This window comes from Methylocaldum sp. GT1TLB (assembly GCF_051027445.1).
Taxonomy (GTDB): Bacteria; Pseudomonadota; Gammaproteobacteria; order Methylococcales; family Methylococcaceae; genus Methylocaldum.
This window is the reverse complement of record NZ_CP194898.1, coordinates 1621289-1637342: the sequence shown is the minus strand read 5'-3', so window position 1 is coordinate 1637342 and position 16054 is coordinate 1621289. Positions and strand designations below refer to the sequence as shown.

The following is a 16054-nucleotide window of genomic DNA, read 5'->3' as shown; positions in this document are numbered from 1 at the left end:
AGCACTCATGAATCTGAACGAACTTCTCGCCATGCTCGATGCGCCGATTGTGGTCCGCCCGACCCGGCGCATGACCCAGAGCGAGTTGGAGAGCTATCTCGACAAGGCCGCCGATATCCTGCGCGGCAACGCCGACCATTCCGAGTTTCGCGGTTATGTGTTTGCCTTGCTGTTCTACAAGCGAATCAATGACTGCTATGAGGAGGAGGTCCGTACTCAAGCCGCGAAGTTGAAGCAAGCCGGGGTTGCGGAAGACCAAGCCGTCTACCTGGCCCGCCAACCGGAACTACACCATTTCGTGGTGCCTGAGTCCGCCGCTTGGAACAAGGTCGCGCGCACCGCCAAGGGGCAGCTCGGCCAGGCGCTGAACGATGCCATGCTCGCCATCGAGCGGGCCAATGCCCACCGCCAGAACAACTTCGATGGGATTCTCACCGGCAAGATCGATTTCAACAAACAGGACGAGCTGCCGCGGGACAAGCTGGTCAACCTCATCAATCACTTCGGCAGTCAGACCTTCGACCGTGCCCATGTGTCCGACGACCTGTTCGGAAACGCCTACGAGTACCTGATCCGAAACTTCGCCAGCAAGGCGGGCAAGTCGAGCGGCGAATTCTACACCCCGGCCGAGGTGGGTTTTCTCATGTCCGAGATGCTGGAGCCGAAGCCCGGCATGAGCATCTGCGACTGGGCCAGCGGTTCGGGCGGGTTGCTGCTCCAGTGCATCCGCTACGTGAAGAAACATGGCGGCGATGTGCGCCAGCTCTTCCTGCATGGCCAGGAGTCCAACGTCGCCACCTACAACATCTCCCGCATCAACATGATCCTGCACGGCGTGCCGGTCTGGGATCACAAACAGGGCGACAGTCTCCGCGATCCGCGCCAGCTCACGTCGGCCAACCGTTTGAAGCAGTTCGACCGCATCATCATGAATCCCCCCTTCTCGCTGGAGGACTGGGGGTACGATACCGTGGTCTCCGGCGACAAGTTCGGCCGTTTTTCCTTTGGACTACCGCCCGCGTCCAACGGCGACTGGGCTTGGTTGCAGCATATCGCCAAATCGCTCAGGGACCACAATCCGGAAACCGGAGAGGCCGGCAAGGGCATGGTGGTGATGTCCCAAGGCGTGCTGTTTCGCGGCCAGCCGGAGCAGACCGAGGAAGAAGACGGCCAGAACCAGAAGGCCGACACCGAATACCTGATTCGGCGCGGCTTCGTGGAGGCGGACCTGATCGAGTGCATCGTGGTGTTGCCCTCCAAGCTCTTCTACGGCAACGGCGTGCCCGCCTGCCTGCTGTTGCTCAACAAGAACAAGCCGGAAGCGCGCAAGGGCAAGACACTGATGATCTGGGCTTCGCGCCATTTCCAGAAGTCCAACCCGCAAAACCTGCTGCGCCCCTCGGACCTGATGCGCATCCTCGTGCCCTGGCGCGCCTTCGGCGATCTGGAGCAAGCCAAGGCCCTGGTGGACAGCCATACGGCGCAACTGATTCGCGAGGTGGAAGAAAACCGTGACCAGCGCCTGACCGATATCGAGGACGCCTACGGCCCGGTACTCGCTCCGCTGGCGAAGCTGGAAGCCGAGCAGGCCCAACTCGCGTTGCTGGATTTGAAGGCCAAGGCGGTGGATGAAGCGGTCAGCCCCGATCACTCCTGGTTTCACCCTTTGGCACCGCTCAAGGCGGAGGTGGAGAAGGTGCATGCCGAGATCGACGCCGCAGGGCGCGGCGACAAGGCCGCCCTGAGGACAAAGCTTGCCAAGCCGAAAAAGGCCTACGACGACGCTCGCAAGCAACTCATCGACGCCATCAGGACGCACCTCAAGCATCTCAACAAGGCGGTGAAGGAGCTGAAAAAACTGCAAGAGGAGCGGGAAGCCCGCGAGCAGGAGATTCGCCTCGCTGCCGAGCGCGAGATCGACCATATCAACGAGACCGCCGCCGACCTGCGCCGCATTCTGAACGATCCGGATGAAGCGCGCCGTTACTTCGCCGTGGTGGACAGAGCCGAGATCGAGGAGAACGAATTCAATCTCAATCTACCGCGCTATGTGGATACTTTTGAGCCGGAGAAGGTGGTGCCGTTGGATGAGGCGGTTCACAATCTCAAGGCCGCCGAAAAAGCAGCGGCCATAGCAAGAGCCGAACTTGAGCGAATATTCGCCAATGTGGGATTAGCGCAAGCATGACTCCTCTTTACGACAACCCGCTACTTAGCGGTTGGAATGAAAAACCACTTGCACAAGTGGTGCAGCTCCGACGCGGCTATACGTGGACGAAAGAAAACGAAATCGACCGACCCGAAGACGGCGCCGTCCCGGTAATTCGTATTCCCAATGTGCAAGACTCGCTCGACCTAACCGATTTGCTTTACCTTCGTGATGTTTCTCCGGACGCGCTGGAGAGATCCGCTGTATCGAAAGGCTGGATTCTGTTCGTCGGTTCCAATGGATCGCAAGACCGTATCGGTGACTCTGTCTTGCTTGAAGAAGATCAACCGATGGTGTTTGCGTCTTTCCTTATGGGCATGACATCGAAAGACCATGATGAATTGCTTCCTGAGTTTCTGGCGAACTGGATGCGAATTCACCTCGTGCACGAGTGGTTCAGCAAGACCTCGCAACAAACAACCGGCCTTGCTAATTACAGTTGGGGAGCAGTCAAGAAACTTCCGCTTCGCTTTCCCAAAGACATAAACGAACAACGCCGCATTGCCGCCGCGCTAAAACTAGCCGACGACGCCATTGCCAAGGCCAAGGCCGAGCTGGAGGCGACGCGGGAGTTGAAGCGGTCATTTGCCAGAAAAGTACTGGAAACTGGCCTGAGTGAGACCGAACTCATTGATTCTAAATTCTGGAAATATCCCAGAACATGGGACCTTGTTTGCGTAAAGCACCTGCTGATCGGCATGGATGCTGGCTCAAGCCCAATGTGCGAATCCTATCCAGCAAAACCAGGACAGTGGGGCGTTCTCAAAGTGAGCGCTGTAAGTTGGGAACGCTTTGATGAGATGGAAAACAAGGCACTACCTGCGTCCATTGAACCCGATCTTGATGCAGAGATAAAAGTTGGCGACATCATCGTTAGCCGTGCAAATACCACTGAGCTTTGCGGTGCAGTACATCGCGTCCAATCTCTATACACAAGGCTATTACTTTGTGACAAGACTTGGCGATTACACCCGAAGGAAGATGTAAATCCTGATTGGCTAGTTGCAGTTCTCAAACATCCTCAGGCAAGAAAGCAGATTGAGGCTATTGCAACAGGAACCAGTGACAGCATGAAGAATATTGGAAAACGGGATTTTCGAAACGCTGTGGTCCCGAAGCCATCACGGGCTGAACAAGACCGAATCGCTGAGTCACTAAATGCCTTCGATGCAAAAATCGAAGTGGACATTAAAAAAGTAGAAGCACTCCAGCAGGTCAAAAAATCCCTCCTGCAAAACCTACTCACCGGCAAAATCCGCCTGCCGATAGAACAGGGCGAGGCATTAACCGCACCCACCAAAGAAGCCCGCTATGGATGACCTCGAAGACTTCGTGCCCGCCGGATACACGGCGCCCACCGTTTCACGCCTGTTCAACGAAGAAACCACCGTCGAGCGGGAGATCATCGAGCATCTGCAAACGCCTGCGCTGGGCTGGACCTACCGGTCCCGCGAGCAGGTGACGGAACTACGCCCGGATGAGCGCGAAGTGATGTTGCTGCCGTTGCTGCGGGAAAAGCTGAAACAGCTCAATCCCGGCGTACTGACCGACGAGGCGCGGGTGGACGCCATCGTCACCAAGCTGCGCGCTTGCCGCGACAACCGGCAATGGCTGGACTGGCTGCAAAACGGCGTCAACTACAAATTCGATCCGGCCGAGAATGCCCAGGATGTTAGGCTGATCGACTTCGATAACCTCGACGCCAACGACTGGTGGGTGACCAACCAGTTTCCGGTGGAGGGCAACTCGCCCCGGCGGCCGGATATCGTGCTCTTGATCAACGGCATTCCGGTAGTGGTGATCGAGGCCAAGACAGCCAGCCGCAGCAAGCCCGATTGGCGCGAGGGGGCCAAACAGCTCGGCGTGTACGCCGAGGAGATCGACCAGCTCTTTTATACTAACGCCTACGGCGTGGGGGTTAACGAGACCCGCATGATGTATGGCGTGCCGGGGCGGCGCATGCAGTTCTGGCTGCAATGGCGCGACCCCTGGCCGCACGACATCGACGAGTTCAACGAGATGAAGGTCTCGCTTTACGGACTGTTCGATCGGTCCAACATGCTGGACTTTATCCGTCACTTCATCGTTTTCGTCACCAAAGAGGGTAAGACCGAAAAGGTGGTGGTGCGCTATCAACAGTACCTGGCGGTAAAGGACATTCTCGGCCGCGCCACCGACCTGAACCTGCCGCCTGAGAAGCGACGCGGGTTGATCTGGCACACCCAGGGCTCCGGCAAGACTTTGACGATGATTTATGCCGCCCGCAGCCTGTGGGAAGACCCGAAGCTGAACCAGCCCACGGTGATCCTGCTGGTGGACCGCGAACTAATGGCGACCGGGACGGAGAACGTTCACGTGGCGGAGAGCAAGCGCGATCTGGAGGCCAAGCTGGCGGGCGACTACCGTGGAGTGATTCTCACGACCGTGCACCTCTTCGAGGGCATGCCGAAGCGGATCACCAAGCAGCGGAAGAACGTGATCGTGATGGCCGACGAGGCCCACCGCACCCAGGAGCGGGAATTGGGCACCTACATGCGCGCCGCGATGGAGGGGGCGTCGCTGTTCGGCTTTACCGGGACGCCCGTCGAGAACGACGACCATAACACGCCGGTAGCTTGGGGCCAGGTAAAGGACGACGGCACCATCGAGCGCTACATGGGCCGCCCCTACACCGTCACCGATGCGTTGCGCGACGGCGTGGTCAAGCCCATTCACTGGCAGCCGCGCATGGCGGATTGGCAACTCTACGGAGCCAAGCTGGACGCCGCATTCAAACGCGAATTCGGCCATTTGCCCGAGGCCGAACAGAAAAAGCTGGTAAGCGGTTCCTCTACTCTGGATGTCTTGCTGAAACTGCCGAAGCGTATCGATCAGATTGCCGATGATATGGTGGATCACTTCACCGCGCACGTCCGCCCCAATGGTTTCAAGGCCATGCTGGTATGCAAGGACAAGGAGGCGGTCAAGCTCTACACCAAGGCCTTGCGGGACCGGCTGGGTGATGAGACGGTGATGGCCGTCATCTCCGAAGCTCCCCAAAGCGACTCCGCGGAGATTCAAGCCCTCTATCTCGGCGACGCCAGGCGCAAAAAGCTGCTGAACGAATTTCTCATCCCGGCCCAATCCGAAGTGCAGGAGCACCAGGACAAGCCCTATCGCAAGGTGGAACTGTTGGTGGTGTGCGACATGCTGCTGACCGGCTTCGACGCCCCCATCCTGCAGGCGCTCTATCTGGACAAGGGTTTGCGCGATCACGGTCTCCTGCAAACCATCGCGCGGGTGAACCGGCCCTATAACGAACTGAAGGGGCACGGTCTGGTCGTCGACTATTATGGCATTTTCGATCATTTGAACGAGGCGCTGAACTACCGACCCGAGGAACTGGGCGATATCGCGTTTCCCTTCGAGCGCATCCGCGAGCATTTCCGCAAGCAATTCGATGCCCTTTGGGCGCTCTTTCCCACCGAGACCGTGCCGCGCGACGGCTCGCATGACGCCTTTATCGCCGCCATGAAAATCCTGCGCGACGAGGAAGGCGCGGAAAAGGAGTTCGACACCGGCTACCGAAATCTGCGTGTGTTGTACGAGGCCTTGCAGCCCGATGAGCAACTGCGCGACTTTGTGCGCCCCTACGCCTGGCTGACAAAGCTTTACATGCTGTACCGGAAGAAGTTTCATCCGGAAGCGGCACTGGAGGCGACGGAAGAGGATGCCGCCCGCACCAGGGAGCTGATCCGCCGGCATATCGATGTGGAGGAGCTGGAAAAAGAGTTCCCCACTTATGTGCTGGACGAGCATTTCCTGACCAAGCTGAAGGACAAGAAGCCCGACGCCAAGGCGCTGGACATCGAGGCCATGCTGAGCGCCGAGCTGCGCATCCGTCTGGATCAGGACGAGGCCTTCCGGCCGCTTTCGGAAAAACTGCAACGCATCATCGATGAAAAACGGGCCGGGACACTGGCAGGCATCGCCTTAATCGCGGAATTGGAATTGCTCACCGAGGCAGTGCGGGCGGCGGTTGAGGAATCCAAACGCCCCATCGGTCAACAGCTGGCGTTGAAGGTCAAGACTCGAAACGCCGCGTTGAGCGAGACGCAAGCGGCGGAAGTGGCTGCTGCCATACTCGAAGAAGCTGACAAATACTGTTTCCCCGGCTGGTGGAACAGTAGTACGGTGGACCCGGAATTATCCAAGGCCCTGCTGTTCTTGATCGCCCAACGCTTTTCGGCCTTGGGGCTGCTGTCGGGCGATGCAATGGAATTTATTGTATCGCTCGTACAGGTGCTCAAGCGCAAGCATTACAAACCGGGAGGCAAGGACGCCGAATGACACGAATCGCACGAATCGATCTGCCCAACGGTCGGCAACTCGACTACCAGATCCGCTCCGCAGCCAAGGCCAAGACTCTGCGCCTGAAGATGACGGCACGGGATGGCCTGACAGTAATCGCGCCCAAGGGTTTGAGCGAGGAGCGGATTGTTGAACTGGTGACCGGGAAGCGGGAGTGGATCGCGGCGCGCCTCGATCAATTCGACGAAGTGCGACACTTGTTGGGCACACAAGTAAGCGTCCGTCCCGAAGCCTTCGACCTGCCTGCGCTGGCAGAGTCCTGGCGCGTGGAATATCGGCAAACGAAGGGCAAGACTGTCGCGGCGTGCACCGATCGACAGGGCCGGGTATTGGTCTATGGTGCGGTGAGCGAGGCGGAACGCTGCAAGGTTGCTCTGCGCCGCTGGCTGGCCAGACGGGCCAAGGAATCACTGGTGCCTTGGCTGAAAACCATGTCGGCCGATACCGGTTTGAAGTTCAGTCGTATTGCCATCAAGAATCAGCGCACCCGATGGGGAAGCTGTTCCGCCGATAATGCCATCAGCCTGAACGCCAAGCTGTTGTTTCTCTCTCCAGCATTGGTGCGGTACGTATTGATGCACGAGCTCTGTCACACATTGGAGCGAAACCACACGAGCCGTTTTTGGACTCATCTACGCCAGTTCGAACCACAAACCGATTTGCTACATGGACAGATGCGCGACGCCTGGAAGAGGGTGCCGGCTTGGGCGCATCCGGTGCAAGGCGGAAAGGAGGGAATTTGATCTGAACTCGTTTCTGCCTGAATTCGCAGTTTCCAATAGCGGGGCTGTCTCTACGCGCTGGCTGCCGTTTCGTGCGCGAATATCCGGAATCCTCGGGAATGCACCGCCTCGCACGTGGGCTCCGCTACGAATTCCGTCCTTGACCTCGCCCTAGAACGTTTTCATCTCGCTCGTACGGCAAAACAGGCTTGGCGGAAGTCGTTGGCGCATTCGGCTCGGGTGAATGGATTCAAGCATTCGTAGGTCGGCAATCCTTTGCCGACGAAGACGCTCGGCCGGGACGTGGTGTCGGGAAAGGATTCCCGACCTACTCGCGAGTGCCCGTACAGTCGGTATGAAAATGCTCTAAGTACATTCCGCAAATATTTGCGGAATCTCGACAGATTGGCTTGATTGGCGGGGTTGTCCTGCAGGTTGTCTATGCCGCAAGACTTCCCTGAATGTACTTAGCCCTTCGGGCCGGCGTGCCGCGGTCGCGATTTGTTCCGGGCAAATTTGTCTTTGGTGTGGCCAAAAGAACGGAGTCAAAGACGAATCGGCCGGGAACCGATTTGGGCGCGCGGAGCGCGACCGCCAGGGAGGGTGCGAGTCAGCGGCCATCCGGCGAGCGTCCTTTTTCCTGCGCGTTTCGCCTTGGATCGGGGACGCTCGAAGGGAACAAAAGCTGTAGCGTCCACTCTCGCGGACACTACGCCCAATCAGAAAATGCTTTAATCGGAAGAGGTCTTTTACTCCAGCTGGATTCGGCGCAAGTCCGATCAATACTCAGCCGGTGAGTTTCCTGTAGCCGGGTGCCGATCCACGTCCGGCTACGGAAAATGCGCGTGTTTTCAGTTGATGATGCAGCCGAGGATCAGATCGACTTCTTCCAGCCAAGGCGCCGTGATTTCCGGCGAAATTTTCTTTCTGGCCAGTGCCCTGATCTCGTGCTTCAGAGCCGTGAGAAGAGACCGAGCGGCTGCGGTATGTCCCCGATCGAGAAGCTTTCCGGCCGTCTTGATTTGAGCCAGGAGGCCCTTCTCAAGTCCGCGCGGCAGGCCGGCCGCTTGGATGGCCTGCCCGAGCGAGGCCAGCTCGGCGGGGAAGTCCGCAGTCACCTGGACCGTGGCCGTTCCGGTCGCGGGCTCGGCCGAGCCGTCGGTGGGGATGGCTTGGACAAAGATCTGGTGCGTCCCGCAGGTGCCCGGCCGATAGGGCACGGGCGCCACGAAGGTGTCGCTGGCGCGGACCCTCGGAATGAGTTCCTGATCGAACAGCATGGCCCCCGCCTCCGGATCGCCGTCATAGAAGAGCGTGAGCACCGAGTCGAAGCGGGGGCCGCCGCTCCGGTGGCTGGCCCGAATCGTCACAGGCTGGTGCAGCAGCACCGGTCCCGATGGAGCCGCCACGTGGTCGATGGTCAGCGCGCCACTCCCTGTGGCTGGCGCCGGGCTGGCGGACGCCACATGGAAGACCTGATTGTAGAAGCCCAGGTTGTTGCTGTAGGTCTCGATCGGCACATCGGCCAGGGAGTTCAGCAGGCTGGCCGGAATCGATCTCAGGCCGTGGTCCTGGATCTCCGGCACGAGTTGTCCGCCCTGTTCCATCCAGGCCACCACCCAGAACTTCCAGTCGGTATCCGCCGCCACCGTGCTCGTATTCCAGGTGGCCTTCGCGTAGACCCAGTTCTGCGGCGGGCTGTCACCCGCACAGGGATCGACGTCTCCCTGCGAGCCTCCGCAGAAAGCGGGGATCGGCGCCAACTGGTCTTCTCCGATGAGGACCGCCGGAGCGAAGGCATCGGGGTTGCCGGCCTGGCTCTGGAATTGGCCGGTGGCGCCATCCCAGGGCTGGGCGTAAAACAGCACGTGCACCACGGTGCCCGCGGGCATGTCCGAGAGGCTGTAGTTGTACACCCGCGCCTGGAGAGTCACTGTCTGGCCTTGGGGCGTCTGGGTGATTTGCGGGCCACCGGGGGTGGTGCCGGGGGTCACGAACAGTCCCTTCATCTGGTAGAAAGGCGCATCCGCGACGTTGGCCGGCGTCGGCGTCTGCGAAATCGAGGTGCAGGCCGGAGAGGTCTGCGAGGAGGTGAAGCCCACCGGACAGTTGAACCACACTTGCTGAGGATTGGTGCCGGTAGGTGTTTTCTGCAGCCAGCGTTGCGGATGATTTAGCGCCACGTCCGGGAGGATGGGGTTGCCGTTGGCGTCAGTGTGGGCGTAGGCCTGTTTCCACCAGTTGCCCGACTGAACGGTGCCGGTGCTCAGGGGATCCGAGGCGAACCCGACGGCCAGGAAGCCTTGGGCCTGGACGGTGGTGTTCGTTGTGAGGGTGTCGATGGTGCCGGTCGGGGCGGCCTGGCCAAAGATGAAGCTCTGCCCCTGGTAGAGATAGTTTTCCGAACTGGTGGGTCCGCCCGGAATGCCGCGGTTGACGATCACTCCGGTGGAATCGGAGAAGGTGCTGGCCGAGGTGTTCAGGGTGCTGACCGACTGGCTCTGGTTGTAATCGAAGCTGGCGCTGCCGCTCAGCCCGAACCCCTCGATGTTGGTGCTGCCTGAAACGCTCACCGAGGTGTCGAAGGTGTGGGTGCTTACCGAGCCGCTGGTTACGTTATTGCCTCCGCCCTGTGTCCAGGTGATGGAAACCTGCTCGGGTGACTGCGAATCCCAAACTTCGTTGTCGGGCGACAGAGGCTGCAGCGGGTTCGCCGCGGGCAGATTGGCTTTTAGCAGCTCGAGGCTCCCCGGATAGGAAAGCGCATTACCCGGCTCATGCACCGGCTGGTACCACTCGATGGCCGCTCCCTCGGCGAGGTCGAGATAGACGACGTTGTCCGGCCCTGAGAACTGCACGTGGAGAGGTGCCGTGCCGGCCGGACAGCCGTCCAGCGGCGGCGCACCGCTCACCGGGACGCAGTGCCCGATGACCGGATAGCTGTAAATGTTGAATTGCTCGGCCGTCGCCGCCACGCGATCGTCGAACAGAGTCTGCGCCGTCAGTTTGAACGAGTTGCCCTGGTAGGTGTTGTAGGTTTTCGCGACGGTGTTCTGGTGGGTTTGTGTCGCGGCCTGCGTGAGCTTGACGCTCACGCTGTCGATTCCAGGTACGCCGTAGCTGACCTTTTCCTCCGCGGATTCCTTGAACGCGACCGTGTAGCTCGTGGTGCTCTTGCGGCTCGCCTGGGTGCCGGTGGTGTCCTGGAAGTTGTACTGGGTGTTGAACGTATTCGGGAAGACCGAGACGTTGAGTACGTCGGGCACCGATCCGCCGGCCGGGGTGATCCAGTCCACGTGCATGGGCGGGAGACCCAGGATGGTGTCGGGCTGGATGTGATTGGCTACGGTCACCTTTTCGGGCGGCCCCAACAACAGTGATCGCCCTTGGGTGTCGCCGGCTACCAAAAGAAGCGGGCTGTTGAAGAAAGGCGGAAAGCCCAAGATTGACGTATTCGAGGCAACGCTGAGGGCGAAGCTATTCGCCGGATCCGCCCGGAGGATCTCAAGGTACGGCTGGTTTTGGCTCATCGGAAGGCTAAATGACAGCACCCTGGCGATTTCCAGGTTGGGAGGGCTGTCAGGACCGAGGTCCTCGTCGAAGTTGCCTACGGCCAACCCCAGATTGACAGCGCCGCCGGTGTCGATGGAAGCCGCCTGGGCAATGTTGAGCTGGCTGTCCAGCGTGAAGACCGCCGCTTTCCACGAGAAGTTATTGCCAGTGGAATCGGTCAAATAAGTGTAGGCGGCAACGACCTGTTCGGCGGGGTTAAACCAATCCAGGTGGCCGCTGGTGGCGAGGAGCGGATCTCCCGCCGTGTTCCCGTTCGTGTACAGCGAATCCGGCGAGACGAACGTGTTAATCAGGGTGATATCGAAGTTGAGGGGGTTGGTCGACTGGGGCTGCACACGGAAGGACTGCAGCGTAAGATTGTCTCCGTTGTTCACGACGAGGACGATCTCGTCCGTGGGAAGGCCGGTCGTCGCGTTGACATTCCCGTCGAAGTTACCGGCCACGACTTTGAGGCTCCAGATAACCTGCCCGGAAACCGGACTATTCAGGACAACGGATGCGGCCTGCCGGAGCGCCTGGGACGCGATCTTGCCATCCTGGGTCGTGACGACCTCGTAGATCTGGAGGAGTAGTTGTGCACCCCCGGAAGAAAATGGCTGCGCGATTGCCGCCTCGGGCTTTCCGTCGCCGTTGAAGTCCCCCGTCGTGATCGAAATGGGATTGGTGAAGTTGAATTGAAAGGGGCCAACCCCGTTGCTGGCAAACAGGCCGGCATCGAGATTATTGACGTCGTTGGCGGTGACGATCCGGAGCAGGCCACTGGTGCTGCCGACCGCGTCAGCGGTAAGCAGGGCGATGTCGGCGAATCCGTCCCCGTTGAAGTCGTCCATGGCCATCCCCTGAGGGTTGCCGGAAAGCGAAAATCCTTTCGTGATGAAGCCATTGGGGTCCTGGTCCCGCACATTGACGAGACCCTCCGTCATCGTCACGATGACATCGCGCGGCAGATTGAACATCCGCCCGGCACTGGTGGCGAACGACGGAACGCCGCTGCCGGTGATTGCATACGGGAGTTGCGCGCTGACAGATGAATTGGCCGTTTGCAGCACCACGTTGCTGACCGCGGACCCTGGACCCTCTGGCTGGCTGGTGACCACCAGGTCGTCCACCGGCAGCAACCGGCGCTGCCCCTGTAGAATGTCGCTCACGTTCGCGAAACAGGGAGCACCGGAGTCACTTTGGGTGGCATTGTTGTTGCACCCGTCAGTTTGCGCCCAAACCGGAAGGCTGCCGAAACCCGCGGCAAAAACCACACCGGTCAATAGCCGGCTTGCCAGTACGCCGGGATGTCGCGCTTTTGGCTGAGTTTTCCCTGTATTCATCACGGCTCTCCCATTTTCAAAACGGCGCCATCGTCTTATCAATTATCACGCCAGATCCGTATCTATTTGTTTTTACGAACCGCTTTGAAATTACACAGTTTTTTTTCTGTAAACTCCGCGAAACATTCGGCTCTCCCAGCGCTTCCCGTGAACCGAATCTCGGCGATCGCCGGACCTTGCCAAAGACCATCCGACCGATTGTAGGGAATTGATCGACAAAACTTTTTTCGACAGCAAGTGCGCCACCGCCACTCGATCCGGGACACGTAAAATTTTCCGACACCAGGATGGCGCCGCCTTTGTCGTATCGGCGATTCAGTAGGACCAAGAGCAGACGCGACCGGTGGCCCGAACGATGCCTTGGGCGATCCGGCGCTCGGACGACCGCTCCAGGAACGCGGCTAGCCCGTTTTCCGAATCGGTGTAAGGGATTCGGATATGTAGGTCGGCAATCCCTTGCCGACGTATCGGCTCGGCGAAGGGCTTTGTCGGAAGGGTCGCGACTAAAGCGACCGTTTGCGATTGGAAGGGTCGCGACTAAAGCGACCGTTTGCGATTGGAAGGGTCGCGACTAAAGCGACCGTTTGCGATTGGGAAGGGATTGTCGACCTACGTTCTCCCCTCCTGGAACGAATCCGTACACCGGGATGGAAAACGCTCTAAGTACATTCAGGGAAGTCTTGCGGCATAGGCAACCTGCAGGACAACCCCGCCAATCAAGCCAATCTGTCGAGATTCCGCAAATATTTGCGGAATGTACTTAGCCCGGATATTTCACCAAGAAGAGGTCGGCACAGCGTTGAAATCCCCATAAAATCAAATTGCGAAATCAATTTCGTGGGGAGCTGTGCCGATGCCAAAGCGTACCGCGGAAACGATAGAATTTGGGCGTCTCGGACGCCGGGTGATCGAGGCGAATTTTTCGGGGGGTGCCGTCAGTTCGGATGGCGGGTTGCGGCTGTTGCGCCAAGTAGACCAGTACCTCGGCTTGTCCAAAGCCGTGGCAGAAGTTCTGACGGATCCCCGCGATCCGGAGCGGATTGTTCATTCCTTGCGCGACCTCGTTGCCCAGCGGCTCTATGGCCTGTGCTGTGGGTACGAGGACTTGAACGATCACGACCGGCTACGGCACGATCCGTTGCTGCAAACGGCCTTGGGCAAGGTGACGGCATTGGCCAGCAGCCTCACGTTCTCCCGCTTGGAGACCCGTGCGACGCGTGCCGATGTGGTGGCCTTGAACCGGGTGCTGCTCGAGCAGTTCATCGCCGGCCAATCTCGAGCGCCCCGTGAACTAATCCTCGACGTCGACGCCTCCGACGTGCCGCTGCACGGGGGCTAGGAACTGGCCCAGTTTCACGGCTACTACGACCACTACTGCTATTTGCCGTTGTATGTTTTCTGCGGCCAGGCCCTGCTGGCCTGCTTGCTGCGCCCGAGCCGGATCGATGGCGCCGAGCTTCGGCCGCGGTGATCAAGCTGCTGGCGAGGCGCTTGCGGCAGGCGTGGCCGATGTCTCACGGGCTTCTGCCTTCTTTGACTTCATCGAGGTCTGTTCGCCTACTCGCGTTCTACCAGGTTCGACCCTTCAGTCTACCGACCTACTATGGCTTCGGCTGACTTCTGGCAGACCCTCCCACGATCTCTCGACCGCAGTAGCACAAGGCAGACTGCCAGATCTCCCCGGGTATGACGCACCCGCCTTCACGCTTATACCTGTCGGATCTACGACACGGCGTTCCGTGCAAGTTTCGGGCTTTGACGATAATGGCCGCCTCACCCCACCGTGCCGCCTCCTATCCGCTTCCTGTGCGTCAGGCCACCGCTTTGCCTTCGGCTTCCTTCAGATTCGCGGTCACCCGCGAAACCCTTGCCGTTCGGCTAACTCTTCCCCTTGCCCGGCGAGTAGAGGACTTTCACCTCCAAATGAGTGTGCTCTGCCGGGCGCACCATAAAAAAAGACCTACTCGAAGGTAGGTCTTTTTGAAGGGAGGATCACGTACTAGTTATAGCTGTGGGGATACGGCTGTATTCGATAATTTCTGGGAATCCCCGTCAGGCGAACTTCCACATCCCGTTAGGCCAATAGCGGCAACGACGAGACAAACCGCAGCAAGTAGCTTCTTCATGATTCCCTCCGCATTAAGTATCAGTAATTAACTAAATTAGCCATTAATGACGCTACTTATATCGCCTATTTCAGGCGTAATTTGTTTACCAGTTCACGGCCACTTCCGTCAAGACGATATTTTCGATCAGATGGCTGTCCCAAAGTTCCTTCGTCAAGCATCGCGCTGGCGAACGGTCTTCTCTTGGAAGGCTTTCTCCTTGGAGCCTATCCCAGTAAGCCGTTCGCCCTGAGCCCTTCGACTCCGCTCAGGACAGGCCGGTCGAAGGGTTTCTTGAGCCTACTGGGATAGGCTCTTGGTCCGGAAGACATATGAGACTGCCTTTCTTCCTTTCGGTACGACCGTCATCAGTCGGGCATTCGGCCGAAAAGGGCGTAGTGCTTGCCAGAACATGGCTACGGTGGGTTGAATCGTCCGATTTTCATTACCCGGAATGGTCATTGGCTCTGATATTTCTTAACCAGATCTTGGATCTCGTTCACTTCTTCTCTATGAGCTTGACGATAAAGCTGATGAGCTTCGCGGATACTCGCCAGGTGCTTTTCGATATTCTCGGAAGTCAGCAAAACGCCGAAATCGTCAGCGATCCGACGATTCGGATCCGAGTAATTCAACACGCGATCGAGCACCAGGTCACCCAGCTCTTTCCGATAGTGAGAAGATTCCCAAAACCACCGCATCATGGTTTCCTTGTCGCCCAAGGCCGGTACCGCCTCCATGGTATAGGTATTGAAACCGGAAAAGTCCCATAGAGGGAATGGATTGCGTCTGCGTTCCCGTGCGACCTCTTCATTAAGTCGGACGATCTCTCTTTTCCAAGTCTCCCATTCGTTCCAAAGCCCCGTGCCGGCCGTCAGTACCCATTGGCGTGCGTGAGCCGGGGAAATCAGAATATGAAATTCAATCTTGCTCCGGTGAGCCTCTTCAAGAATCCTTCGAAAGTAATCAAACGTATTCGTGCTTCCGTCTTCCGAAACAAAATCGAATTTCTTGTGTGGCCTTGGGAAATACAGGTGCGTCACGTAATTCAGTTCGCTATAAAGAGCCGCTTCGTGCCGTCCTCCGTGCATCATCATGATCGCTTCTTTATCGGGCTGTTCCACTTGTCCGCGCGGCAGAATCACATTATCCCGATTGGTCTGTTGAAACAGGGTCTTGAGGCTTGCTGTTGTGGCATCAACCGATGCCAAGGTTTCCAGCAGGTCCGTGGTTATAGCGATATTCCGTTTGGCCCCGTGAACATCCGACGAGAGTCGTTCCTCAGTGAAATCCGGAGCATTAGGTCTATAGGCATTGAATTGGAAGAAGTCGACGGCCAATACGACTTTCTTTAATCGTCGTTCTGCATTGGCGTGCTGAAAGTAGCGCAAATTTTCATAGATAGTCGCTCCATTCAACGCGAGGTTGTAGGTGTTAAATTCGGGGAACAGCGCCGGATGCTCCGGATCAAGGCCGTGTTCGGTGCGAGAGCTGCCGATGACCAGTACGTCGGGTTTTCGTGCTCTAACGGCGTGGGCCTTGGTCAGCCGCAGTTGCTTGAATAACTCCGGCTTATTGGCATTTATCCCTTCCCAGCTTGGAGACCCGAAAATGGAATAAGGGTCTACCAGGTAATTCATCAGGATGATTACAGTCAAAAGAACAACGGCACCGATACCGATCGTATCGAGATAAGCCGCGAATTGGCGTTCGCTTGGCGTCACTGGGCCCTTGCCCAAAAGCCGTGAAGAAATCGTAGCAGGCCCGGCAGAT

The 16054-nt window shown here is 58.4% G+C and carries 6 protein-coding genes and 1 pseudogene; 5 read left to right on the top strand and 2 right to left on the bottom strand.

Annotated features, from left to right (window positions below; translation table 11 throughout):
* The first annotated feature begins 7 nt into the window (after positions 1-7).
* From ACR2R1_RS07010 to ACR2R1_RS06995, 4 genes are read left to right on the top strand one after another with little or no spacing between them, the layout of a single operon-like run.
* Entirely contained in the window at positions 8-2188 is a 2181-nt protein-coding gene (locus tag ACR2R1_RS07010) for an N-6 DNA methylase (protein ID WP_434113296.1), read from the top strand.
* Positions 2185-3528: a restriction endonuclease subunit S gene (locus tag ACR2R1_RS07005; RefSeq protein ID WP_434113294.1), complete on the top strand. Its 1344-nt coding sequence runs from the start codon at positions 2185-2187 to the stop codon at positions 3526-3528. Before ACR2R1_RS07010 ends, ACR2R1_RS07005 begins: the two co-directional genes overlap by 4 nt.
* Complete coding sequence (locus ACR2R1_RS07000; RefSeq protein WP_434113292.1) at positions 3521-6538, top strand: type I restriction endonuclease subunit R; 3018 nt, start codon at positions 3521-3523, stop codon at positions 6536-6538. The genes ACR2R1_RS07005 and ACR2R1_RS07000 overlap by 8 nt, the downstream gene beginning before the upstream one ends.
* A complete protein-coding gene (locus ACR2R1_RS06995) occupies positions 6535-7302 on the top strand; it encodes a M48 family metallopeptidase (RefSeq protein ID WP_434113290.1) in 768 nt (255 codons plus the stop codon). The genes ACR2R1_RS07000 and ACR2R1_RS06995 overlap by 4 nt, the downstream gene beginning before the upstream one ends.
* 830 nt (positions 7303-8132) lie before the next feature.
* Here ACR2R1_RS06995 and ACR2R1_RS06990 read toward each other — a convergent pair.
* Positions 8133-12176: a hypothetical protein gene (locus tag ACR2R1_RS06990; protein WP_434113288.1), complete on the bottom strand. Its 4044-nt coding sequence runs from the start codon at positions 12174-12176 to the stop codon at positions 8133-8135.
* 853 nt (positions 12177-13029) lie between these two features.
* On the opposite strand from ACR2R1_RS06990, the pseudogene ACR2R1_RS06985 reads away from it, so the two are divergent.
* A pseudogene (locus ACR2R1_RS06985) lies at positions 13030-13685 on the top strand (IS1380 family transposase); the annotation flags it as partial.
* Between the two features lie 1054 nt (positions 13686-14739).
* Here the strand turns inward: ACR2R1_RS06985 and ACR2R1_RS06980 are convergent.
* On the bottom strand, positions 14740-16005 hold the full coding sequence (locus ACR2R1_RS06980) for a hypothetical protein (RefSeq protein ID WP_434113286.1): 1266 nt from the start codon (positions 16003-16005) through the stop codon (positions 14740-14742).
* Positions 16006-16054 lie beyond the last annotated feature (49 nt).